The following is a 22,708-nucleotide window of genomic DNA, read 5'->3' on the forward strand; positions in this document are numbered from 1 at the left end:
ACCCAATCCAATGTGGGAGCGGGCTTGCTCGCGAAAGCGATCCAACAGGCGACATCTCTGGTGAATGTCAGTCCGCTTTCGCGAGCAAGCCCGCTCCCACACTCGATCTCCACAGCTGTCGATATTTCCGTTCGGACAAACAACAAGGGGGCGAATCTTCATCCGCCCCCTGTGTGTCCGCTTATTCCTGCGGTTCTTCTTCGTCTGCGGCAGCATCGAGGGTTGGCTCGTCGACGTTGTCATCGCCAGCTGCGATCACCTCGCCGTCGAATTCCTCACCTTCTTCCAGCTCTTCGCCTTCAACTTCCGACGGTTCCTGCACACGCTCCAGGCCGACCAGTTTTTCATCCTTGGCCAGCTTGATCAGGGTCACACCCTGGGTGTTACGGCCCAGGCTCGACACTTCGGCCACACGGGTACGCACCAGGGTGCCCTGGTCGGAAATCAGCATGATTTCCTCGCCATCGAGCACCTGCACCGCGCCGACCAGACGGCCGTTGCGATCGTTGCTGACCATGGCGATAACGCCCTGGCCGCCACGCTTGTACTCCGGGAACTCGGTAATCGCGGTGCGCTTGCCATAACCACGCGCCGACGCGGTGAGGATCTGGCTGCCTTCTTCCGGAATCAGCATCGAAATCAGCTTCTGCCCTTCTGGCAGACGCATGCCGCGCACACCGCGGGCGGTACGGCCCATGGCACGCACGTCGGATTCCTTGAAGCGCGTTACTTTGCCGCCGTCCGAGAACAGCATGACTTCACGCTCGCCGTCGGTGATGGCAGCGGAGATCAGCACGTCGCCTTCGTCCAGTTCCAGGGCGATCAGGCCCACGCTGCGCTGACGGCTGAAGGATTCCAGCGGGGTCTTCTTCACGGTGCCTTTGGCGGTGGCCATGAAGATGAAGTGACCTTCGGTGTACTCATCGACCGGCAGCATGGTGGTGATGTATTCGTCACTGTCCAGCGGCAGCAGGTTGACCAACGGGCGACCACGGGCGGCACGCGAGGCTTCCGGGATTTCGTAGGTTTTCAGCCAGTACACTTTGCCTTTGCTGGAAAACAGCAGCAGCGTGGTGTGGCTGTTGGCGACCAGCAGGTGAGCAATGTAGTCCTCATCCTTCACGCCGGTAGCCGATTTGCCTTTACCGCCACGACGCTGGGCCTGGTACGCAGCCAACGGCTGGGTCTTGGCATAGCCACCGTGGGAGATGGTCACCACGCGCTCTTCTTCCGGGATCATGTCACCCAGGGTCAGGTCGAGGCGGGCATCAAGGATTTCGGTGCGACGCACATCGCCGTATTCGGCGCGGATCACTTCCAGTTCTTCGCGGATCACTTCCATCAGGCGCACGGCGCTGCTGAGGATGCGGATCAACTCGCCGATCTGGTTGAGGATTTCCTGGTACTCGGCCAGCAGCTTCTCGTGCTCCAGACCGGTCAGGCGGTGCAGGCGCAGTTCCAGAATGGCCTGGGCCTGTTCCGGCGACAGGAAATACTTGCCGTCACGCAGACCGTATTGCGGGTCGAGGGTCTCAGGGCGGCACGAGTCGGCGCCGGCGCGCTCAACCATCGCCACAACGGCGCTGGATTCCCACGGCATCTTGATCAGCGCTTCTTTAGCTTCCGACGGCGTCGGCGAAGCCTTGATCAGGGCGATGACCGGGTCGATGTTCGACAGGGCAACGGCCTGGCCTTCGAGGATGTGACCACGTTCGCGCGCTTTACGCAGTTCGAACACGGTACGGCGGGTAACCACTTCGCGGCGGTGACGCACGAAGGCTTCCAGCAGATCCTTGAGGTTCAGGATGCGCGGACGGCCGTCGATCAGTGCAACCACGTTGATGCCAAACACGCTTTGCAGCTGGGTCTGGGCGTAGAGGTTGTTGAGGATCACCTCAGGCACTTCGCCACGACGCAGCTCGATCACCACGCGCATACCGTCTTTGTCGGACTCGTCGCGCAGCTCGGTGATGCCTTCGAGCTTCTTCTCTTTAACCAGCTCGGCGATCTTTTCGATCAGACGCGCCTTGTTCAACTGGTAAGGCAGCTCGGTGATGACGATCTGTTGACGGCCACCGACCTTGTCGATGTCTTCGATGATCGAGCGGGCGCGCATGTAAATGCGGCCGCGACCGGTGCGGTAGGCTTCGATGATGCCGGCGCGACCGTTGATGATCGCGGCGGTCGGGAAGTCCGGACCGGGGATGTATTGCATCAGCTCATCGACGGTCAGCTCGGGGTTGTCGATAAGCGCCAGGCAACCGTCGATGACTTCACCGAGGTTGTGTGGCGGGATGTTGGTCGCCATGCCCACGGCGATACCGCTGGAGCCGTTGACCAGCAGGTTGGGGATCTTGGTCGGCATGACGGCCGGGATCATTTCGGTGCCGTCGTAGTTCGGCACCCAGTCCACGGTTTCTTTGTGCAGGTCGGCCAGCAGCTCGTGCGCCAGCTTGGTCATGCGCACTTCGGTGTATCGCATGGCCGCAGCGTTGTCGCCGTCGACCGAACCGAAGTTGCCCTGGCCGTCTACCAGCAGGTAGCGCAGGGAAAACGGCTGCGCCATCCGAACGATGGTGTCGTACACCGCAGTGTCGCCGTGAGGGTGATACTTACCGATCACGTCACCGACAACACGGGCAGATTTCTTGTACGGCTTGTTCCAGTCGTTACCCAGCTCGCTCATCGCGAACAGCACACGCCGGTGCACGGGCTTCAAGCCATCGCGCGCATCAGGCAGTGCCCGACCGACAATTACGCTCATCGCGTAGTCGAGGTAGGACTGTTTCAGCTCGTCTTCGATATTGACCGGGAGGATTTCTTTGGCCAGTTCGCCCATGAGAAGCCTGATTCCTTTTTCGGGTGAAACCTCGTCACATCCTATGGGACGAACGAAGCTCGCCGCTGCCGGCAGAGTGCCTGACAACGACTTACGACAAATCAACGAGTTATGACACGGATCTGCACGTTATGGGCAGCCCCTTGAGGCAGCCCTGGAAACCGCCGGATGTTATCACAATCGCCGCCACGCACCTATCCCCCAGATGCGCATGGAGCATAGTAAGTTGACGGATGACGGGCCTGAGGGCGACGAGAGGGGCTCAGAGGTGGGGTGGTGCTGTTTTTTGAGGGCAGATCCAAGGGTTTTATTGACTTATAAGGCCAATCAGGGGCAAGCGCCCTCCCACACTCGAAGTGTGAACACAGTCAAAATGTGGGAGGGGGCTTGCCCCCGATAGCAGCCTGACAGTCACCAACCCCCCTCAATGCAGGCGCTTACGGCACATCAACTTGGCCAGCTTGGCGGTGTCCGGGCGCTCGACGATGCCTTTTTCGGTCACGATCACATCAATCAGATCAGCCGGGGTGACGTCGAACACGGGATTCAAAGCTGCCACATCCAACTGTTGCCCCATGACGTCCAGCAACTCACCGGGATCACGCTCCTCCAGGGCGACGTCTTCGCCCGTGGCCATCATCAAATCGAGTGTCGAGCTGGGCGCCACCACCATAAAGCGCACGCCATGGTGCATCGCGCATACGGCCAACTGATACGTGCCGATCGTGCCGACCACATCACCGTTGGCGGCAATGCAGTCGGCGCCGACCACCACCCACGTCACGCCCTTGGTTTTGAGGATATGCGCGCCAGCCGAGTCAGCATTCACCGTGACCGCAATACCCTCGCCTGCCAGCTCCCACGCCGTCAGCCGCGAACCTTGCAGCCAGGGGCGCGTCTCGTTGACATAGACATGCTCGACCAACCCTTCCAGAAACGCGGCGCGTATCACCCCCAAGGCCGTGCCGACCCCGCCTGTGGCCAGTGCGCCGGCATTGCCGTGGGTCAGGATCGCCTGGGCGTTGCCCTGGTGCTTGCGAATCCGCTCGAGGCCCAACTGGGCCATGACCACATTGGCCTCTCGATCACTTTCATGGATCGCAATCGCTTCCGCTTCCAGCGCCGCCAGCGGCTCGGCGTGCTTCTTGATGCGGTCCAGGCGATCGCGCATGCGCTTCAAGGCCCAGAACAGGTTCGCCGCTGTCGGACGGCTGTCAGCCAACAGTGCGTAGTCTTCTTCCCACGCGGCCTGCCAGTCGCCGCCTTCAGCGATGCGTTCACGCGCGGCGAGCACCAGGCCATAGGCGGCGCTGATACCAATGGCCGGCGCGCCGCGCACCACCATCGTGCGTATGGCATCGGCCACTTCAACCACAGTGGTGCAGGCAACCCAGGACTCCCGAGACGGCAAGGCACGCTGATCGAGCAGGTGCAGCGCGCCATCACGCCATTCGATGGCCTTCACTTTCTCCGCTGCTAACAGTCGGTCGCGCATCCCTTACCCCGCACTCATGAACAAAAGCCGCCGATTATAGCGATCCGCCAGCCAGGACGCTCGGGTATACTTCGCCCTTCTTTTATAGCTGCCCGGGAAGAAGCCTGCGATGACCTCCACTGCCGCCCCGCTCGACTTATTGCTGCTGCCGACTTGGCTGGTACCTGTCGAACCTGCCGGCGTGGTGCTCAAGGAACATGGCCTGGGCATCCGCGATGGTCGCATCGCCTTTATCGGGCCACGGGCCGCGGCATTGAAGCTGGCCGCCACCGAGGTGCGCGAGCTGCCGGGCATGCTGCTCAGCCCGGGCTTGATCAACGCCCACGGCCATGCGGCGATGAGCCTGTTTCGCGGGCTGGCCGACGATCTGCCGCTAATGACCTGGCTGGAAAAACACATCTGGCCCGCCGAAGCCAAGTGGGTCGATGAAGCCTTCGTGCGCGACGGCACCGACCTGGCCATCGCCGAGCAGCTCAAGGGCGGCATCACCTGCTTCTGCGACATGTATTTCTACCCCAAGGTCGCCAGCGACTGCGTGCACAACAGCGGCATGCGCGCGCAGATCGCGATTCCGATCCTCGACTTCCCGATTCCCGGCGCCAGCACGGCCGACGAGGCGATTCGCCAGGGCGTCGAGCTGTTCGGCGACCTCAAGCATCATCCGCGCATCCGGATCACCTTCGGTCCCCACGCGCCGTACACCGTGTGCGATGAAAACCTGGAAAAAATCCGGATAATTGCCGAAGAGCTGGACGCCTCGATCCACATGCACGTGCACGAAACCGCCTTCGAAGTGCAGCAAGCCGTCGAGCAGACCGGCGAACGCCCGCTGGCGCGCCTGGGCCGCCTCGGCCTGCTCGGTCCGCGCTTCCAGGCCGTTCATATGACCCAAATCAGCGAGGACGACCTGGCTTTGCTGGTAGAAAGCAACACCAGCGTCATCCATTGCCCGGAATCGAACCTGAAACTGGCCAGCGGCTTTTGCCCGGTGGAGCGTCTGTGGCAGGCTGGCGTCAACGTGGCGATCGGCACCGACGGCGCCGCCAGCAACAATGACCTCGACCTGCTGGGCGAAACCCGCACCGCCGCCATGCTGGCCAAAGCCGTCGCCGGTTCGGCCACCGCCCTGGACGCCCACCGCGCCCTGCGCATGGCCACGCTCAACGGCGCGCGCGCCATGGGCCTGGAAAGCGAGATTGGCTCGCTGGAGGTCGGCAAGGCTGCCGACATCGTGGCCTTTGATCTTTCGGGGCTGGCGCAACAACCGATCTACGATCCGGTCTCACAGCTTATCTATGCCACCGGACGCGATTGCGTGAAACACCTTTGGGTCGCCGGCAAGCAGTTGCTCGACGACCGGCAATTGACCCGCATGGATGAACAACAGTTGACCGCCACGGCCATTGCCTGGGGCCAACGCATCAGCGGGCACAGCGAATAACGCAGCGTTTGCACCTACGCTTGAACACCTGCAAACCGATTTATCAGATTTAGAGGATTCACCATGAGCAACGTCGACCACGCCGAAATCGCCAAATTCGAAGCCCTGGCTCACCGCTGGTGGGACCGCGAAAGCGAGTTCAAACCCCTGCATGACATCAACCCGCTGCGGGTCAACTGGATTGACGAACGCGTCAACCTGGCCGGCAAAAAGGTACTCGACGTCGGTTGTGGCGGCGGCATCCTCAGCGAAGCGATGGCCCAGCGTGGCGCCACCGTGATGGGCATCGACATGGGCGAAGCCCCACTGGCCGTCGCGCAACTGCACCAGCTGGAATCCGGCGTGAGCGTGGAATACCGCCAGATCACCGCCGAAGCCCTGGCCGAGGAAATGCCCGAGCAGTTCGACGTGGTCACCTGCCTTGAGATGCTCGAGCACGTGCCAGACCCCTCCTCGGTGATCCGCGCCTGTTTCCGCATGGTCAAGCCAGGCGGCCAGGTGTTCTTCTCCACCATCAACCGCAACCCCAAGGCCTACCTGTTCGCGATCATCGGCGCCGAATACATCATGAAGTTGCTGCCGCGCGGCACCCACGACTTCAAGAAATTCATCCGCCCTTCCGAGCTGGGCGCCTGGAGCCGCCAGGCCGGGCTGACCGTCAAAGACATCATCGGCCTGACCTACAACCCGCTGACCAAGCACTACAAGCTGGCCAACGACGTTGACGTCAACTACATGATCCAGACCCTGCGCGAGGAGTAAGCCTGTGAAGTTGCGAGCGGTTCTCTTCGATATGGACGGTACGTTGCTGGACACCGCGCCGGACTTCATCGCGATCTGCCAGGCGATGCGCGCCGACCGCGGCCTGGCGCCGATCAACGACCAGCACATCCGCGATGAAATCTCCGGCGGCGCGCGGGCGATGGTTGCCGTGACCTTCTCGATGGACCCGGAATCCCCAGGTTTTGAAGCCCTGCGCCTGGAGTTTCTGGAGCGCTACCTCAAGGGCTGCGCGATCCACAGCAAGCTCTTCGACGGCATGGAAGAACTGCTGCAGGACATCGAAAAATCCAACCTGGTCTGGGGCGTGGTCACCAACAAGCCGCTGCGCTTTGCCGAACCGATCATGCAGCAACTGGGCCTGGCCGAGCGTTCGGCGCTGCTGATCTGCCCGGACCACGTGAAGAACAGCAAGCCAGACCCGGAGCCGCTGATCCTGGCGTGCAAGATGCTCGACCTGGACCCTGCCAGCGTGCTGTTCGTGGGCGATGACCTGCGCGATATCGAGTCCGGCCGCGACGCCGGCACCCGCACCGCAGCGGTCACGTTCGGCTACATCCACCCGGACGACAACCCCCGCAACTGGGGCGCCGACGTGGTCGTGGACCACCCGTTGGAGCTGCGCAAGGTGCTGGATAACGCACTGTGCAGTTGCTGATTGTTCACCGACTGTTCTGAACGATGAAAATCCAAATGTGGGAGCGGGCTTGCTCGCGAAGGCGGCGTGCCAGTCAATGAATGTGTTAACTGACTCACCGCTTTCGCGAGCAAGCCCGCTCCCACAGGGATCTCCACTGTTCTCAAGCTTGGTGCTGGCAACATCTTGAATTCTGTCGAGGCTATTTATGTTTGATTACTGCGCACGTCCAGAATTGCTCAAAGGCCGGGTGATCCTGGTGACCGGCGCCGGTCGCGGGATTGGCGCGGCGGCGGCAAAAACCTACGCCGCCCATGGCGCTACCGTGCTGTTGCTGGGCAAAACCGAAGCCAACCTGGCTCAGGTGTATGACGAAATCGAAGCGGCAGGCCATCCGCAACCGGTGGTGATCCCGTTCAACCTCGAGACGGCCCTGCCCCATCAATACGATGAGCTGGCCGCGATGATCGAAAAGGAGTTCGGCCACCTCGACGGCCTGCTGCACAACGCCTCGATCATCGGCCCACGCACGCCGATCGAGCAGCTGTCCGGTGAGAATTTCATGCGGGTGATGCACGTCAACGTCAACGCAATGTTCATGCTGACCAGCACGCTGCTGCCGCTGCTCAAGCTGTCCCAGGATGCGTCGGTGGTGTTCACCTCCAGCAGCGTCGGGCGCAAGGGCCGTGCCTACTGGGGCGCGTACGGCGTGTCGAAGTTCGCGACTGAAGGCTTGATGCAAACCCTGGCCGATGAGTTGGAGGATGTCGCGTCGGTGCGCTCCAACAGCATCAACCCAGGTGGCACGCGCACCAGCATGCGTGCACAGGCGTATCCAGGGGAAAACCCGATGGAAAGGCCGGCGCCGGAAGACATCATGCCGGTGTACCTGTACCTGATGGGGCCGGACAGTGCGGGCGTCAATGGGCAGGCGTTTGATGCGCAGTAAAACCTGACACAGCACAAATCAAACTGTGGAACCGGGTTTAAGTGGGAGCTGGCTTGCCTGCGATGGCCTCACCGCGGTGTATCTGACATACCGAGTGGATGCCATCGCAGGCAAGCCAGCTCCCACATTGTTTTGCGGTGTATCTGGGAGGGTTAGTTTTTCACTACTTCTTCCAGGGTGAAGCGCCCCAGCGGGTTCTGCAGGAAGTTGCTCACATTCTTGCGTGAGATGTTGATGTACGGGCTGTAGTACAGGTCGATCCAGTTCACATCCTGTTTTGCCAGTTTCTGCAACTCGATGTACATCTGCTCACGCTTGACCGGATCAGCCTCGATCCGCGCAGTCGCCACCAGCTCCTTGACCTTGTCGTTCTTGTAGCGGGTCATGTAGTTCTGGTTGGTGTCGTGGCCCAGCACGAAAGTGGTTTTCTGGTCCGGGTCGAGGATGTCGTTGGTCCAGTACATCACCGAAATATCGTACTCACCGTCCACCAGCATCTGCCAGCTTTGAGTCGGGTCAACTTTCTGCAGGTTGGCGGTCACGCCGACCTTGGCCAATTGGTCCTTGATGATCACCGCGATCTGCTCGTCGGCTTCGTTGCCGGCGTTGACCACGTAGTTGAGCTTCAAGTCCTTGGCACCGGCCGCCTCCAGCAGCTTTTTGGCGGCGGTCGGGTCATACGGGCGTTGCAGGTTGTTGGCGTAGTGGTACAGCGAGCCTTTGGGGATGTAGGAATAGGCCACGGTGCCCTGACCGTAAGTGGCGGTCTTGACCAGCGATTGTTTGTCGATGGCCATGTCCAGCGCCTCGCGCACTTGCGGTTTGGCCAGCAAGCCGTGGGCGTGGTTGATCAGCAAGTGGTCTTCGCGGGTCGACGGATCTGAGTGGATCACCACGTTCTTGTCTTTTTTCAGCTCTTCCACGCGGGAGAACGGTACGAAGATCGCTGTGTCGAGCTCGTTGTTCTGCACCATGCGCATGCGTGTGTTGTCGTCGGTGACCGATACCCACTCAACGCCATCCAGGCTCACGTTGTTGGCCTGCCAGAAGTTCGGGTTCTTTTTCAGAATCACCCGGTCGCCCTTGCGCCACTCGTCCACGGTAAACGCGCCGGACGTCACCGGGTTTTCCGAGTAAGCGTCTTCGCCCATCTTGGTCATGGCTTTTTCCGACAGGATCGACACCGTCGGCGACGCCAATTGCGAGAGGAAGGCTACAGCCGGAGTTTTCAGGGTGACGACCAGGGTGTGCGGGTCCGACGCCTTGGCCGTGTTGATCAGGCTGAACGGGTCGCTCCACAACGAGGCCTTGTTGTCGCGGATACGCAGCAGGCTGAACGCTGCGTCGTCGGCGGTGATCGGCGAGCCGTCGGAGAACTTCGCCTCGCGCAGTTTGAAGGTGTAGGTCAGGCCGTCCTTGGAAATGTCCCAGCTTTCTGCCAGGCCTGGCTCCATCTTGGTGCCCAGGTTATCCACGCGCACCAGCGTGTCGTAGACGTTGGCGAACACCCAGGTGTCGCGGTTTTGCGCGCTTTTGATCGGGTCAAACGTGGTGCTGTCTTCACGGCAGCCGATGGTCAGCACACCGGCAGCCTGGGCCAGGCCGGCAGTAAGGGACCACGCGGTCAACGTAGCAGCGGCGAGCAACTTCAAGTGGCGCGATTGCATGTCATAACTCCTTGTTCATGAATGGCAGAAGGGGTGAGTGGCGCTTCAAGCACGCAACTGTATCGATGCTCGTGCAGGAAATGCGTCGGCGGCAACACCACGGAACACATCGTTCGGGCGAACCGGCAACGCGGGTGAAAGGCGCAGCCTGTGGGCAAATTCAGCGGGCTCGGTGGCTCACCGGGCAACGGTTCTGCAGGCAACGGCCGATGCGGATCGATCTCGGGGATCGCCTCGATCAGCGCCGCCGTGTACGGATGGCGCGGTGCGGTAAACACCGCTTCCACCGGGCCTTCCTCGACGATTTTGCCCAGGTACATCACCGCCACGCGGTCGCACAGGCGCCGCACGATGGCCAGGTCATGGGCGATAAACAGGATCGCCAGGTTCATGCGCTGCTGCAGTTCCAGCAACAGGTTGATGATCTGGCCCTGGATCGACACATCCAGCGCCGCCACGCATTCATCGGCGATGATCAAGCGCGGTTCCACCGCCAGCGCCCGCGCGATACCGACACGCTGGCACTGGCCGCCGCTTAAAGAGCCGGGTTTGCGGCTGGCCAATTCGGGGCGCAGGCCGACCAGATCGAGCAGTTCATTCACGCGGGCCGGTATCTGCTGCGGCGCCACTTTGCGCTGTACGCGCAACACTTCGGCAAGGGTTTCGCCGATGGTGTGGCGCGGGTTCAGCGCGGCGTACGGGTCCTGGAAAATCATCGCGGTTTCATGGCGCAGGCGGGCGATATCAATAGCGCTGCCATGGGCCATGTCGACGCCATCGAACAGCACCTGGCCGGCGCTGATCGGGTTGAGGTGCAGGATCGCCCGGCCGAGCGTGCTCTTGCCGCTGCCGGACTCGCCAACCAGCCCCAGGGTTTCACCGGCGGCCAGGTTCAGCGAGACACCATTGACCGCCCTCACCCACTGTTTATGCAGGCCAAACAGGCCCGTACCGGGCGCCGCGAAACGCACCTCAAGGTCCTTGATCTGCAACAGGCTCATGATCGGTCTCCCAAGGGATAGTGGCACGCCACCCGCGCACCTTGGGGCAACAACTGCGTGCACAAGGCGCCCGCCTGCGCACAGCGCGGGTTGAAGCGACACCCTTGCGGCAATGCGTCCAGCAACGGCGGCTGGCCGGGAATCGTGCGCAGCAACGCGTGCCCACTGCTGTGGGCAGGCTGACAATCAATCAAGCCGGCGGTGTACGGGTGCTGCGGGTTGGCCAGCAACTCGTATTTGCTGCCGTGCTCGCACAGGCGCCCGGCGTACATCACCGCGATGGAATCACAGGTTTGCGCCACCACACCGAGGTCGTGGGTGATCATGATGATCGACAGGCCGCGCTGATCGCGCAGCTCCAGTAACAGGCGCAGGATTTGCGCCTGTACGGTGACATCGAGGGCGGTGGTCGGCTCGTCGGCAATCAGCACTTCAGGATTACAGCCCAACGCCACAGCGATCATCGCGCGCTGGCGCATGCCGCCGGAAAACTCGTGGGGGTAGTTGTCGACCCGTGCCTTGGGATCGGGAATGCCGACCTGGCGCAGCACGTCGATGGCTTGCAGGCGCGCGTCTTTTTTCGACGCGCCCTGGTGCAGGCGAATGCCCTCGGCGATCTGCTCGCCGATGCGCATCAACGGGTCCAGATGGCTGCTGGGGTTCTGGAAAATCATGCCCAGTTGCCCGCCACGCACGGCGCGCATGCCGGCCTCGTCCAGCGTCAACAGGTCCTGCCCGGCCAGGCGCACAGCAGCGCCTTGCACGCGCAAGTTGGGCGACGGCAGCAGGCGCATCAACCCGCGACAGGCCAGGGTCTTGCCCGAGCCGCTCTCGCCCACCAGGCCAAGGATTTCACCCTCGGCCAAATCAAAGGACACGCGGTCGACCAAGGTGACATCGCGCCCGGCATTGTTGGCGATCACGCTGAGGTCACGCACTTGCAGCAGGCTCATGCGCGATCCCCCAACACTTGCGCCACGCCATCGGCGAGCAGGCTGAAGCCCATGGCCAGCGTGACGATGGCCAGGCCCGGAAAGGTGCAAATCCACCAGGCCGTAGTGATAAACGCCTGCCCTTCGGCCACCATCGTGCCCCACTCGGCGGTCGGCGGTTGCACGCCCAGGCCCAGGTAACTCACGGCGGCGCCATTGAGCAGCACCAGCACGGCGTCAGACATGGAAAACACAATCGAACCGAACATGGCGTTGGGCAGCAAATGCCGGAACAGAATGCGCCCATGGCCAAAGCCCAGGCTTTTGGCGGCCAGCGCAAACTCGCTTTCCTTGAGCACCAGGATCTGCGAGCGGATCAGCCGCGCATACGACACCCAGCCCACCAGCGCCATGGCGATATAAAAGCTTTTCAAGCCTGGGCCGAGAATCGCCATGATCGCCAGCATCAGCACAAGAAACGGGAATGCCAGGATCACGTCGATCACGCGCATGCAGAAGCTGTCGAAACGCCCGCCGATGTAGCCCGAAACCGCGCCGACAAAGGTGCCGATCATGAACGGGAAAATCACCCCGACAATGGCCAGTTGCAGGTCGATGCGCGCGCCCCAGATCACGCGCGAAAGGATGTCCCGGCCGTAGTTATCCGTGCCGAACGGGTGCGCCAGGCTAGGCCCGAGCAAACTGATGTCAGTGTTCTGCGCAATCGGGTCAAAGGGTGCGACCCACGGTGCAAACAGCGCCAGGGCCAACCACACCAGCAGGATCAGCAGGCCCCACGCCGCCGTCAGCCGGCCATTGCGAAAACCAAAACGCAGGCGCAAACGCCACGGAGCAATCAGTGGGCGGCTGCTCATTGCATCTTCACCCGTGGATCGAGGGCCACCGTCACCACGTCGGCAACGAAGTTGACCACCACCGTCGCACAGGCCAGCACCATGGCCACGCCCTGCACCACCATGTAGTCACGGGTGAAAATGCCGCGCACCAGCAATTGGCCGATACCGGGAATCGCGAACAGGCTTTCGATCACCACCGTGCCGCTGATCAGCCAGCCGATGTTCACCGCCAGCAGGTTGACCGCCGGCACCAGCGAATTGGGCAACACATGCCGACGGAACACGGCGGCCTCCGACAGCCCACGCGCCCGCGCGGCGGTGACGTGATCGGCCTGCAATTCCATCAACATGCTCGCGCGCAGGTTGCGCACCAGCACCGCCGACAGCGCCAGGGCGATGGTCAGGCACGGCAGCAGCATATGGTGGGCCTTGTCCAGCCAGGTGCGGCCGTAGCCAGACACCGGGAACAGGCCCCACTTCACACTCAGCAACAGAATCAACATCAAGCCCAGCCAGAACGCCGGCATGCCCAGGCCGACGGTGGTGAACACACGAATCAGGTTGTCCGCCCATCCGCCCTTATTACGCGCCGCCCATGTCGCCAGCGGCAGCGCAATCAACAGCGCCAGCAGCACGCTGCCAAGCACCAGCACCAGGGTCGGCTCGATGCGGGTGACGATCAGCTTCAAGGCATCGACTTTGTACAGCAGCGATTGGCCGAGGTCGCCCTTGAGCAGGTTCTTGAGGAAGTAGAAGTATTGCAGCCACAACGGCTGATCCAGGCCGTATTGGGCGCGGATTTTCAGCAAGGCATCCGGCGTACTGCGCGAGCCGAGCAAGGCCCGGGCCGGGTCGCCCGGGATCGAGCGCACCAGCACAAAGGTGATCAGGCTGATGCCAAACAGCACCGGCAGCAATTGCAGCGGCCGGGACAGCACAAAACGGTAGCGCGCCAGGTTCATCCGTCAGCCCCGGTGACGCGCGAGGAAGTCCAGCAGCACCGGGAAGTACGCGTGGGGCTCCTCATAAAAAGGCATGTGGCTGCTGTTGGGGAACACGTGCAACTCGGCATGCCTGGCGGCCAGCTTCATGCGATGCGCGCAGGCGGGCGTGAGCTCATCGTGCTGGCCGGTGGTGATCAGGATCGGCATCTTGAACTCGGCCATCTCGGGGATGCGGTTCCAGTCCTTGAGGTTGCCGATGTAGAGGAATTCGTTGGGGCCTTGCATGGTTTCGTACGGGCCCATGTTCCAGTCGCCGAGCGAGCGCTTGACCGGCTCCGGCCATTCATCCAGGCGGCAGACGTGGCGGTAGTTGAGCAAGGTGATGGCGGCCTGGTACTGCGGGTGGTCCAGGGTGCCCATGGCTTCATGACGCTGCATCATGGCCACGGTTTCGCTGCCGAGGGCGCCGCGCAGGCGTTCGAGTTCCTGGGACAGGTGCGGGATGTCGCCGACAGTGTTTTCGAGGATCAGGCTTTTCAGCGCATCGGGGTAATGGATGGCGTATTCGATGCCCAGCCAGCCGCCCCAGGAATGCCCGAGCAGGTGCACGCGGCCCAGGTCGAGGGCCTGGCGCACGGTTTCGACTTCTTCGACATAACGGCTGATTTCCCACAAGGAAACATCAGTCGGTCTGGCTGATGCGCCGGTGCCAAGCTGGTCGAATGCAACCACTCGCAGGTTATGCGCTTTGAGCCAGCCATGGGCGTCGCGCAAGTAGTCACACGGCAGGCCCGGGCCGCCATTGAGGCACAAGAGCACCTCATCGCCAGCGCCAAAGCTGTAGACCACGAGGTTATGGCCGTCGACTTGCACGTTGTACTGCTGGTCGGGGGCAATTTCACGCCACATGCATACATTCCTTGTGTTGTATCGGCCTGGCGGGTAGCGGCCGTTTATCAGGCCAACACTACCGAGGATGCCGTGCGTCCATAACCTAGTATTTCTTATAGGTTTGGCCTGGCAGTCCTTCGCCGGGGCGTGGCATTCTACTTGCCGCAAGTCGAGATTCAAATGAATTCGGGAGCAGAACGGATGCTGACCAGGCTGACTGCCTTCAATAATCGTCTGATGCCGGGCAGGAGCCTGGATGAACATATGGACAATACCTTTATCCTGGCCCAGCAACTGGGCTTCGACGCGCTGGTGTACGACTACACGCCGGTGCCCATCGACCAGGACGGCTCGCTGATCACACCCTCGGTGCTGGAGCTGCGCAACACGCCGCCCGACTGGCATGCGTTGTGGTGCAGCGAAGGGTTTTACCAGATCGACCCGGTGCAACACCTGGCCCTGAGCACGGTGTCCCCGTTCGTATGGTCCTACGAGGCAAAAGCCCAGACCGCACTGCAGAAAATCATCGACCCCTGCCACGCCCCCGTGTCTTCTTACCTGCATGAACGCCAACTGACCTGCGGCGTCAGCGTGCCGATTCACCTGCCTCGCGGCGGTTTCGCGTCACTCACCGGCTTGCGCACCGGCAAGGCCAGCACGGTGTTGAAGGATGCGCAGCAGACCCTGGCGGACTTCAGCCTGATCACCCATGCCCTGCAGGAAGCGGCCTACCCGCTGTTCAGCAAAGAGCTGCGCACTTACCCGCATATTCACCTGACCAAACGCGAGCGTGAATGCCTGAAATGGGCTGCCGATGGCCTGACCGCTGCCGAAATCGCCACCCAGTTGAGCCGCTCGCTGGCGGTGGTCACCCTGCACCTGGCGTCGGCGATGCATAAATTGGGGGCCAAGAACCGCGTGCAGGCGGTGGTTCGCGCCACGCATTACCGCTTGCTGGAAGACTGAACCTTCGGCAAAACCTAGCTGTTTTGCTAGTTACTTAAACCTCGTGTGCGGACTATCGTATCCCTGATCCTTTTTTTCAGAGCAGGGTACGAAATGGAATTCATCGAGAAAGTCCGCGAAGGTTATGCGGCATTCGGCGCCTACCAGACCTGGTACCGCGTCACTGGCGACCTGACCACCGGCCGTACACCGTTGGTGATCATCCACGGCGGCCCCGGCTGCACCCATGACTATGTCGACGCCTTCAAAGACGTGGCTGCCAGCGGCCATGCGGTGATTCACTACGACCAGTTGGGCAATGGCCGCTCCACCCATTTGCCGGACAAAGACCCGTCGTTCTGGACCATCGGCCTGTTCCTTGAAGAGTTGAACAACCTGCTGGACCACCTGCAGATCAGCGACAACTACGCGATCCTCGGGCAATCCTGGGGCGGCATGCTCGGCAGCGAGCACGCGATTCTGCAGCCGAAGGGCTTGCGCGCGTTTATCCCGGCCAACTCGCCCACCTGCATGCGCACGTGGGTCAGCGAAGCCAACCGCCTGCGCCAACTGCTGCCTGAAGGCGTGCACGAAACCCTGCTCAAACACGAACAGGCCGGCACCTACCAGGACCCGGAATACCTCGCCGCCTCGCGGATTTTTTATGACCAGCACGTGTGCCGCGTCATCCCGTGGCCGGAAGAAGTGGCCCGCACCTTCGCAGCGGTGGACGCCGACCCGACGGTGTACCACGCCATGAGCGGCCCGACCGAGTTTCACGTGATTGGCAGCCTCAAGGACTGGAATGTGATTGGCCGCCTGTCGGCGATCAATGTGCCGACCCTGGTGATTTCCGGCCGACACGACGAGGCGACGCCACTGGTGGTCAAGCCGTTTCTGGATGAGATCGCGGATGTGCGCTGGGCGCTGTTTGAAGATTCCAGCCACATGCCCCACGTGGAAGAGCGCCAGGCGTGCATGGGGACCGTGGTGAAGTTTCTGGATGAGGTGTGCTCAGTGCCGCACAACGTCCTCAAGGCGGGCTAATTCCCACTGTGGGAGCGGGCTTGCTCGCGAATGCTGGGTGTCAGCCAAGGAAGGTTTCGACTGATCCAGCGCATTCGCGAGCAAGCCCGCTCCCACATTTTTAGACTTCGGTGGTTTCAGGTTTTACGGCCTTCCTTGGCACGTCAGCCACCACCGGAATCTCTTTCCCTTCAGCATCAAACAACTTGCCGCCGCTGAAGTAATCCCCATCGCGCAATGCCGCCACATCGTGGAAGCACAAACTGCGCTCAGTGCCCGCCACGAACACCGACTGCTGGTCCGAGTTACCCGCAGTGAAGTGGTTGAACGCCAGGTTCAGCAGGATCGCCATGATCGCCGACGAACTGATGCCCGAGTGGAAAATGGTCGCGAACCAGGTGGGGAAGTGGTCGTAGAAGTTCGGCGCCGCGATGGGGATCATGCCGAAGCCGATAGACGTGGCCACGATGATCAGGTTCATGTTGTTGCGGTAATCCACCTTGGACAGCGTGCGAATACCACTGGCCGCCACGGTGCCGAACAGCACGATCCCGGCGCCGCCGAGCACCGATGTCGGCACGGCCGCGATCACCCGGCCCATAAACGGCAACAGCCCCAGCACCACCAGAAACACCCCACCCGTGGCCACCACAAAGCGGCTCTTTACCCCGGTCACCGCCACCAGGCCGACGTTCTGGGCGAACGCGCTTTGGGTGAATGAACCGAAGATCGGCGCGAACATGCTCGACAGCATGTCGGCGCGCAAACCATTACCCAGGCGCTTGGAATCGACCTTGGTGTCGATGATCTCGCCCACCGCGAGGATGTCCGCCGAGGTTTCCACCAGGGTGACCATCACCACGATGCACATGGAAATGATTGCCGCCACCTGAAAGGTCGGCATGCCGAAATGGAACGGCGTGGGGAAACCGAACATGGGCCCCTGGGCCACACCGGAGAAATCCGCCATGCCCAGAAACACCGCGATCACAGTGCCGATCACCATCGCCAACAGAATCGACAGCCGCGAAATGGCCGCGCTGCCGATCTTGCTCAGCAGCAACACCAGCACCAGGGTCAACGCGGCGAGGCCGATATTGGCCATGCTGCCGAAATCCGCCGCGCGGCTGTTGCCGCCCATGGCCCAGCGTGCCGCCACGGGCATCAGTGTGAGGCCAATGGTGGTGATCACAATGCCGGTGACCAACGGCGGAAAAAACTTGGTGATCCGTGAGAACACCGGCGTGATCAGCAAGCCGATAAACGACGCGGCCATCACCGCGCCGAGAATCGCCGGTAGTCCGCCGGCGCCATCACTGCCGACTATCGCCACCATGGTCGCCACACCGGCAAAGGACACGCCCTGCACCAGCGGCAGCTGGCAGCCAAAAAATGGCAGGCCCAGGGTCTGCAACAGCGTGGCCAGGCCACCGGCAAACAGCGACGCGGCGATCAACAGGCCGATATCCGCCGGCGACAAACCGGCCGCCTGGCCGACGATCAACGGCACGGCAACGATGCCGCCGTACATGGTGAGCACATGCTGCAGGCCGTAAGCCATGTTGGCGGCGGTGCCAAGATTCTCATCTTCTGGCCGCTGCGGTGACGCCTTCGGGATAGTCATGGTGAGGGGTTCTCTGTTTTTGTTGTGCGAACACTGTATGCAATGTTTGGACTGTATGTCCATAGAGTTGTATACAATCAATCGAACAAGATACCCTCCATCGGCGTTACAAAAACAATCCGGCCGTCATGAGCCAGAACGCCAAAGGACCTAAAACAATGAAAAAGGCATTACAGGGCGCAACCGTTGCATTGACCCTTCTCGGCGGTGGGGAGGCTGTCGCGGTGGAATGGATGAACAACAGCGTAGGATTTCGCTACGGCCAACACTTCACCAATCCGAACAACCCCGATGACTTCAGCAAACGCATCTACAGCTTTACCCACGCCAGTGGCTACCAATACGGCAGCAACTACCTGAACCTGGATGTGTTCCTGTCCGACAGCCACGACCCACGCAAGGGCACCGACCATGGCGGCAGTGAGGTCTATGCCGTTTACCGGCATCAACTGTATGCATCGCGGGTGTTTGATGTGCCGCTCGGCACTGGGTTGATCAAGGATTACGCGCTGACGCTGGGCTTTGATGCCAACCGCAACAACAACGTCGCCTCAGCCAAAAAGCGCGCACTGGTGATCGGCCCGACGCTGAAGTTCAACACGGTTGGTGTGTTGGACCTGAGCCTGATGTACTACAAGGAAAAGAACCACACCGGCATCCCCGGCGCGCAGGAGTCAAACCATACGTTTGACGACACCTACATGCTCAACCTGACGTGGATGCGCCCGTTCGACATCGCCAACCATGCGGCGAAATTCCAGGGTTTTATCAATTACGTCGGGGAAAAAGGCGAGGACTACCATGGCCGCGACACCGCGCCAGAAACGCTGATGCGCACCGCGCTGATGGTGGCGGTAAGGCCGGGTAAAAGTGTGAAGCCGAACCTGTATCTCGGGGTGGGCTATGAGTACTGGCACAACAAGTTCGGCGTGGACGGCGGCCGGGGGACTCGGACTTCCACGCCAACGCTGAACATGGAAGTCACGTTCTAACCCCTGAAGAAACCCAATCAACTGTGGGAGCTGGCTTGCCTGCGATGCAGGCACCTGGGTACTTCGGAATCACCGAGTCGATGCTATCGCAGGCAAGCCAGCTCCCACATTTTTGATCGCAGTGCAGATTTAAGCGTTTGCGAGTTCCGAGTTATCCGTCTTCGGCCGCGCCAGCCAATACCCCAGCACCGCCAACGGCGCCGTTGCGAGCATCACGATCACGGTGATCAGCAACGGCTGGTCAATCATCGACGACACCAGCAGGCTGCTGAGAAAGCACAGCCCCAGCTGCAAGGTGTTTTGCAGTGCCGCTGCCTTGCCGGAATTTTCCGCAAACGGCATCAGCGCATTCGCCACCACGATCGGGTAACTGGCGCCGTTGACCAGCGCCATCAGGCAGAACGGAATCAGCAAGGTGGTCAGGGTGGGCACGGTCAACGTGGCGACCAGGTACAACGCCACCATGCTGATGCAGTAAGCCACCAGTAACCAGGGCAGCAGAGTTTTGCCCTGATAGCGCTGCAATGCGCTGCGGCAGCTGTAACCACCAATCAGAAACGCCAACGTCGGCAGCACGTAGCTCAGGCCAATGTCATTCGGGCTGTAACCCATGTCGCCCAAAATGAAGGGCGAAGCCGTCAACCAGGCAAAGAAACTGGCCGAGCAGGCAGCGAAGATCATCACGTTGCCGGTGAACACGCGGGAGGTCAGCAACTGCCCATAACCGAGGCGCGAAGGCTCGCCCTCCTCTGCCCGACGCTTGGGCATTTTGCGCAGCAACAACGTCGGCAGCAGCAACAGCAGCGACACGCCCAGCAGTACACCGAAGATCGCCTGCCAGCCGAAGTGATTCAACACCATGGCGCCCAGCAACGGCGCCAGGGCCGGTGACAGCGACATCAGCGGCATGATGCTGGCGAACACGCGATGCGCCTTATCGGCCGGGTATCGGTCGATCACCAGTGCCTGCCAGCTCACCGCCGCAGAACACACGCCAATCGCTTGCATAAAACGCAACGCCAGCAGTTGCGGCGCGGTTTCGACCCAGAACATGCCCAGGCAACCCACTACAAACAGGCTCAGGCCCGCCAGCAGTATCGGCTTGCGCCCGAGGCGGTCGGACAACGGCCCCCACAACAACTGCCCCACCGCAAAACCGGCGAGGAAAATACTCAAGCTGGCGCCCACGGCGCCCGCACTGATCTGCAACTGCTCGCCCATGGCGCCGAACGCCGGCAAGTACATATCCATGGCGAGATAACCGAGCATGCTCAGCCCCGCCAGGTACCACGTGAAACCAAAAGAATTTTTCATTGAAGCCTTGCTGAACTTGCCATCAAACTATTTGCTGACTGGCGCCCATTATGAAGCTGACAGTGTGGGTGTGAAGCGATAATAATTGGACACCTCTATCAAATATTTTGAAGGCAACCATCATGTGGTCCGAATACTCGCTGGACGTGGTGGATGCCGTGGCGCGCCACGGCAGCTTCAGCGCGGCCGCCCAGGAACTGCACCGCGTGCCTTCGGCCATCAGCTATACGGTGCGTCAGCTCGAGGAATGGCTGGCGGTGCCGCTGTTTGTGCGTCGCCATCGTGACGTGGAGCTGACCCCGGCCGGCCGTCTATTTATAGACGAAGCCCGCGGCGTGATGAAAAAAATGCTCGGTACACGGCGTTTGTGCCAGCAGGTGGCGAATGGCTGGAGCGGCCAATTGAAGGTTGCGGTGGATTCCATCGTCAAACCCCAGCGCTGCCGGCAACTGGTGCTGGACTTCTATCGGCAGTTTCCCGAGGTGGAATTGCTGTTGGAATACGAGGTGTACAACGGCGTATGGGATGCCCTGGCCGATGAACGCACCGACATTGTGATCGGCGCCACCAGCGCGGTGCCGGTGGCCAGCCACTTCACCTTTCGCGACATGGGCCTGCTGAACTGGCTGTGTGTGGTCAGCGCCAGGCATCCGCTGGCGGCGCTGGACGGCTTGCTCAGTGACGATCAACTGCGGCCGTTCGCCTCGCTGTGCATGACCGACACCTCGCGCAACCTGCCCAAGCGCGACACCTGGACCCTGGATAACCAACGCCGGCTGGTGGTACCCAACTGGTCCTCGGCGCTTGATTGCCTGCGCGATGGCCTGTGCGTCGGCATGGCGCCGGCGCATCAGGTGTTGTCGTGGATCGAACGTGGCGAGCTGGTCGCGCTGCAATTGCGTCGGCCGTTCCCGGCCAGCCCATCGTGCGTGGCCTGGGCGCAGAGCAAATTGTCGCCGGCGATGAGTTGGTTGCTGGAGTACCTGGGCGATACCGACACCATGAATCAGGAGTGGCTCAACGGCCCAGATCTGTGAAAGTCACACGGATTCAATGTGGGCATGTGTGGGAGCTGGCTTGCCTGCGATGCAAGCGCCTCGGTCTTAATGTCAGACCGAGGTGATGCTATCGCAGGCAAGCCAGCTCCCACACTTTTATCGGGTTTCAGTCCAATAAGCGGGCGATGGCCCTTACGATCATCTCTACCTCCTTGGCCTCCAGCGTCAGCGGCGGCAGCAGGCGGATGATCTTGCCGCGCGTCACATTGATCAGCAGGCCGTGCTCGTGCGCTGCGCGATAGGCCAGATCGCGATAAGGCTGTGCCAGTTCGATCCCGACCATCAGGCCTTGCCCGCGAATCGCCAGCACCTGCGGATGCTCGCTCAACTCCACACGCAGCCGCGCCAACAGCCGCTCGCCCTGTTGCGCGGCGTTCTGCAGCAGGCCTTGCTCTTCAATAATGTCCAGCACCGTGCAGCCCACGCGGCAGGCCAGCGGGTTGCCGCCGAATGTGCTGCCGTGGCTGCCGGGTGTGAACAGCTGGGCCACAGCGGCCCGGGCCAGGCAGGCGCCGATGGGCACGCCATTGCCAAGGCCTTTGGCCAGCGTCATCACGTCCGGCACGATGCCTTCATGCTGGAACGCAAACCATGCGCCGGTGCGGCCGATGCCGGTCTGGATTTCATCGAGCATCATCAGCCAGCCGTGGCGCGTGCAATGCTCGCGCAGGGCTTTCAGGTAGCCGGGCGGCGCTGGCAGCACGCCACTCTCGCCCTGGATCGGTTCCAGCAGCACCGCGGCAATGCGCGGGCCGAATTGTTGCGTGATGGCTTCCAGCGCCGCCAGGTCGCCAAACCCGACCTTGAGAAAATCCCCCGGCAAGCGCTGAAACCCCAGGCGCACCGACGGCCCGTCGCTGGCAGCCATGGTGCCAAGGGTGCGCCCGTGAAACGCATTTTCCATCACGACCACCAGCGGCTCTTCGATGCCCTTTTTCCAGCCATACAGCCGAGCGAGTTTCAGCGCCGTTTCGTTGGCTTCTGCGCCGGAGTTGTTGAAGAACGCACGGTCAAGGCCAGACAACTGTGCCAGGCGCTGGGCCAGCCGTAGCTGCCAATCAATGTTGTAGAGGTTGGAGGTGTGCAGCAACAGGCCCGCCTGTTCACTGATCGCCGTCACCAGCCGAGGGTGGGAATGCCCGACATTGGTCACCGCCACGCCGGCGACCGCGTCGAGGTATTCACGGCCCTGCTGGTCCCACAGGCGCGTGCCCAGGCCACGGGTGAAGCTCAGGGCCAAGGGTTGATACGTGGTCATCAGGCAGGCGGCGGTCATGGTGGCAAGCTCCAGTGCATCATAGTGATGGCACCAGTAT

The 22,708-nt window shown here is 61.5% G+C and carries 19 protein-coding genes; 8 read left to right on the plus strand and 11 right to left on the minus strand.

What is annotated here, in order from left to right:
* Positions 1 to 181 precede the first annotated feature (181 nt).
* Both gyrA and mtnA read right to left on the minus strand, forming a co-directional pair.
* A complete protein-coding gene (gyrA, locus tag AACU78_RS16715; RefSeq protein WP_106576873.1) occupies positions 182 to 2,839 on the minus strand; it encodes a DNA gyrase subunit A in 2,658 nt (885 codons plus the stop codon).
* A gap of 424 nt (positions 2,840 to 3,263) precedes the next feature.
* Positions 3,264 to 4,334, minus strand: a complete 1,071-nt coding sequence (gene mtnA, locus AACU78_RS16720) for an S-methyl-5-thioribose-1-phosphate isomerase (RefSeq protein ID WP_106576874.1) — start codon at positions 4,332 to 4,334, stop codon at positions 3,264 to 3,266.
* A 109-nt stretch (positions 4,335 to 4,443) separates the two neighbouring features.
* Here mtnA and AACU78_RS16725 point away from each other — a divergent pair, with 109 nt between their 5' ends.
* From AACU78_RS16725 to AACU78_RS16740, 4 genes are all read left to right on the plus strand, one after another.
* Positions 4,444 to 5,775, plus strand: a complete 1,332-nt coding sequence (locus AACU78_RS16725) for a TRZ/ATZ family hydrolase (RefSeq protein WP_106576875.1) — start codon at positions 4,444 to 4,446, stop codon at positions 5,773 to 5,775.
* Positions 5,776 to 5,838: 63 nt separating this feature from the next.
* Positions 5,839 to 6,537: a bifunctional 2-polyprenyl-6-hydroxyphenol methylase/3-demethylubiquinol 3-O-methyltransferase UbiG gene (gene ubiG, locus AACU78_RS16730; protein ID WP_003189760.1), complete on the plus strand. Its 699-nt coding sequence runs from the start codon at positions 5,839 to 5,841 to the stop codon at positions 6,535 to 6,537.
* Between the two features lie 4 nt (positions 6,538 to 6,541).
* Complete coding sequence (mupP, locus tag AACU78_RS16735) at positions 6,542 to 7,213, plus strand: N-acetylmuramic acid 6-phosphate phosphatase MupP (protein ID WP_106576876.1); 672 nt, start codon at positions 6,542 to 6,544, stop codon at positions 7,211 to 7,213.
* 187 nt (positions 7,214 to 7,400) lie between these two features.
* Positions 7,401 to 8,141 carry a YciK family oxidoreductase gene (locus tag AACU78_RS16740; protein ID WP_106576877.1) on the plus strand — a complete coding sequence of 247 codons (741 nt, stop codon included), beginning with the start codon at positions 7,401 to 7,403 and terminating at the stop codon, positions 8,139 to 8,141.
* Between the two features lie 152 nt (positions 8,142 to 8,293).
* Here the strand turns inward: AACU78_RS16740 and AACU78_RS16745 are convergent, their stop codons facing one another.
* The 6 genes from AACU78_RS16745 to AACU78_RS16770 are packed head-to-tail and all read right to left on the minus strand — an operon-like array spanning position 8,294 to position 14,451.
* Positions 8,294 to 9,808, minus strand: a complete 1,515-nt coding sequence (locus tag AACU78_RS16745) for an ABC transporter substrate-binding protein (RefSeq protein ID WP_106576878.1) — start codon at positions 9,806 to 9,808, stop codon at positions 8,294 to 8,296.
* A complete protein-coding gene (locus tag AACU78_RS16750) occupies positions 9,790 to 10,809 on the minus strand; it encodes an ABC transporter ATP-binding protein (protein ID WP_106576879.1) in 1,020 nt (339 codons plus the stop codon). The genes AACU78_RS16745 and AACU78_RS16750 overlap by 19 nt, the downstream gene beginning before the upstream one ends.
* The gene (locus tag AACU78_RS16755) at positions 10,806 to 11,762 is read right to left on the minus strand and encodes an ABC transporter ATP-binding protein (protein WP_106576880.1); all 957 of its coding nucleotides are present in this window, start codon (positions 11,760 to 11,762) and stop codon (positions 10,806 to 10,808) included. The genes AACU78_RS16750 and AACU78_RS16755 overlap by 4 nt, the downstream gene beginning before the upstream one ends.
* The gene (locus tag AACU78_RS16760; RefSeq protein ID WP_106576881.1) at positions 11,759 to 12,616 is read right to left on the minus strand and encodes an ABC transporter permease; all 858 of its coding nucleotides are present in this window, start codon (positions 12,614 to 12,616) and stop codon (positions 11,759 to 11,761) included. Before AACU78_RS16760 ends, AACU78_RS16755 begins: the two co-directional genes overlap by 4 nt.
* Positions 12,613 to 13,560, minus strand: coding sequence for an ABC transporter permease (locus tag AACU78_RS16765; protein WP_106576882.1), 948 nt, complete (start codon positions 13,558 to 13,560; stop codon positions 12,613 to 12,615). The genes AACU78_RS16760 and AACU78_RS16765 overlap by 4 nt, the downstream gene beginning before the upstream one ends.
* A 3-nt stretch (positions 13,561 to 13,563) precedes the next feature.
* On the minus strand, positions 13,564 to 14,451 hold the full coding sequence (locus AACU78_RS16770; RefSeq protein WP_106576883.1) for a proline iminopeptidase-family hydrolase: 888 nt from the start codon (positions 14,449 to 14,451) through the stop codon (positions 13,564 to 13,566).
* Positions 14,452 to 14,634: 183 nt separating this feature from the next.
* Between AACU78_RS16770 and AACU78_RS16775 the strand changes: the two genes are divergently transcribed.
* Both AACU78_RS16775 and AACU78_RS16780 read left to right on the plus strand, forming a co-directional pair.
* Complete coding sequence (locus AACU78_RS16775; RefSeq protein WP_106576884.1) at positions 14,635 to 15,399, plus strand: LuxR family transcriptional regulator; 765 nt, start codon at positions 14,635 to 14,637, stop codon at positions 15,397 to 15,399.
* 93 nt (positions 15,400 to 15,492) lie between these two features.
* The gene (locus AACU78_RS16780) at positions 15,493 to 16,425 is read left to right on the plus strand and encodes a proline iminopeptidase-family hydrolase (RefSeq protein ID WP_106576885.1); all 933 of its coding nucleotides are present in this window, start codon (positions 15,493 to 15,495) and stop codon (positions 16,423 to 16,425) included.
* 100 nt (positions 16,426 to 16,525) lie between these two features.
* Here AACU78_RS16780 and AACU78_RS16785 read toward each other — a convergent pair whose 3' ends face one another.
* Positions 16,526 to 18,028 carry a nucleobase:cation symporter-2 family protein gene (locus AACU78_RS16785; protein WP_106576886.1) on the minus strand — a complete coding sequence of 501 codons (1,503 nt, stop codon included), beginning with the start codon at positions 18,026 to 18,028 and terminating at the stop codon, positions 16,526 to 16,528.
* Positions 18,029 to 18,186: 158 nt separating this feature from the next.
* Between AACU78_RS16785 and AACU78_RS16790 the strand changes: the two genes are divergently transcribed.
* Positions 18,187 to 19,020, plus strand: coding sequence for a nucleoside-binding protein (locus AACU78_RS16790; protein ID WP_106576887.1), 834 nt, complete (start codon positions 18,187 to 18,189; stop codon positions 19,018 to 19,020).
* A gap of 129 nt (positions 19,021 to 19,149) precedes the next feature.
* Here AACU78_RS16790 and punC read toward each other — a convergent pair whose 3' ends face one another.
* A complete protein-coding gene (punC, locus tag AACU78_RS16795; RefSeq protein WP_106576888.1) occupies positions 19,150 to 20,334 on the minus strand; it encodes a purine nucleoside transporter PunC in 1,185 nt (394 codons plus the stop codon).
* A 122-nt stretch (positions 20,335 to 20,456) separates the two neighbouring features.
* Here punC and punR point away from each other — a divergent pair, with 122 nt between their 5' ends.
* A complete protein-coding gene (punR, locus tag AACU78_RS16800) occupies positions 20,457 to 21,371 on the plus strand; it encodes a DNA-binding transcriptional activator PunR (RefSeq protein WP_106576889.1) in 915 nt (304 codons plus the stop codon).
* A 127-nt stretch (positions 21,372 to 21,498) separates the two neighbouring features.
* Here punR and AACU78_RS16805 read toward each other — a convergent pair whose 3' ends face one another.
* Positions 21,499 to 22,668 carry an aspartate aminotransferase family protein gene (locus AACU78_RS16805; protein WP_106576891.1) on the minus strand — a complete coding sequence of 390 codons (1,170 nt, stop codon included), beginning with the start codon at positions 22,666 to 22,668 and terminating at the stop codon, positions 21,499 to 21,501.
* Positions 22,669 to 22,708: the final 40 nt, after the last annotated feature.

The sequence above is a fragment of the Pseudomonas sp. R9.37 genome (assembly GCF_963878885.1).
Classification (GTDB): domain Bacteria; phylum Pseudomonadota; class Gammaproteobacteria; order Pseudomonadales; family Pseudomonadaceae; genus Aquipseudomonas.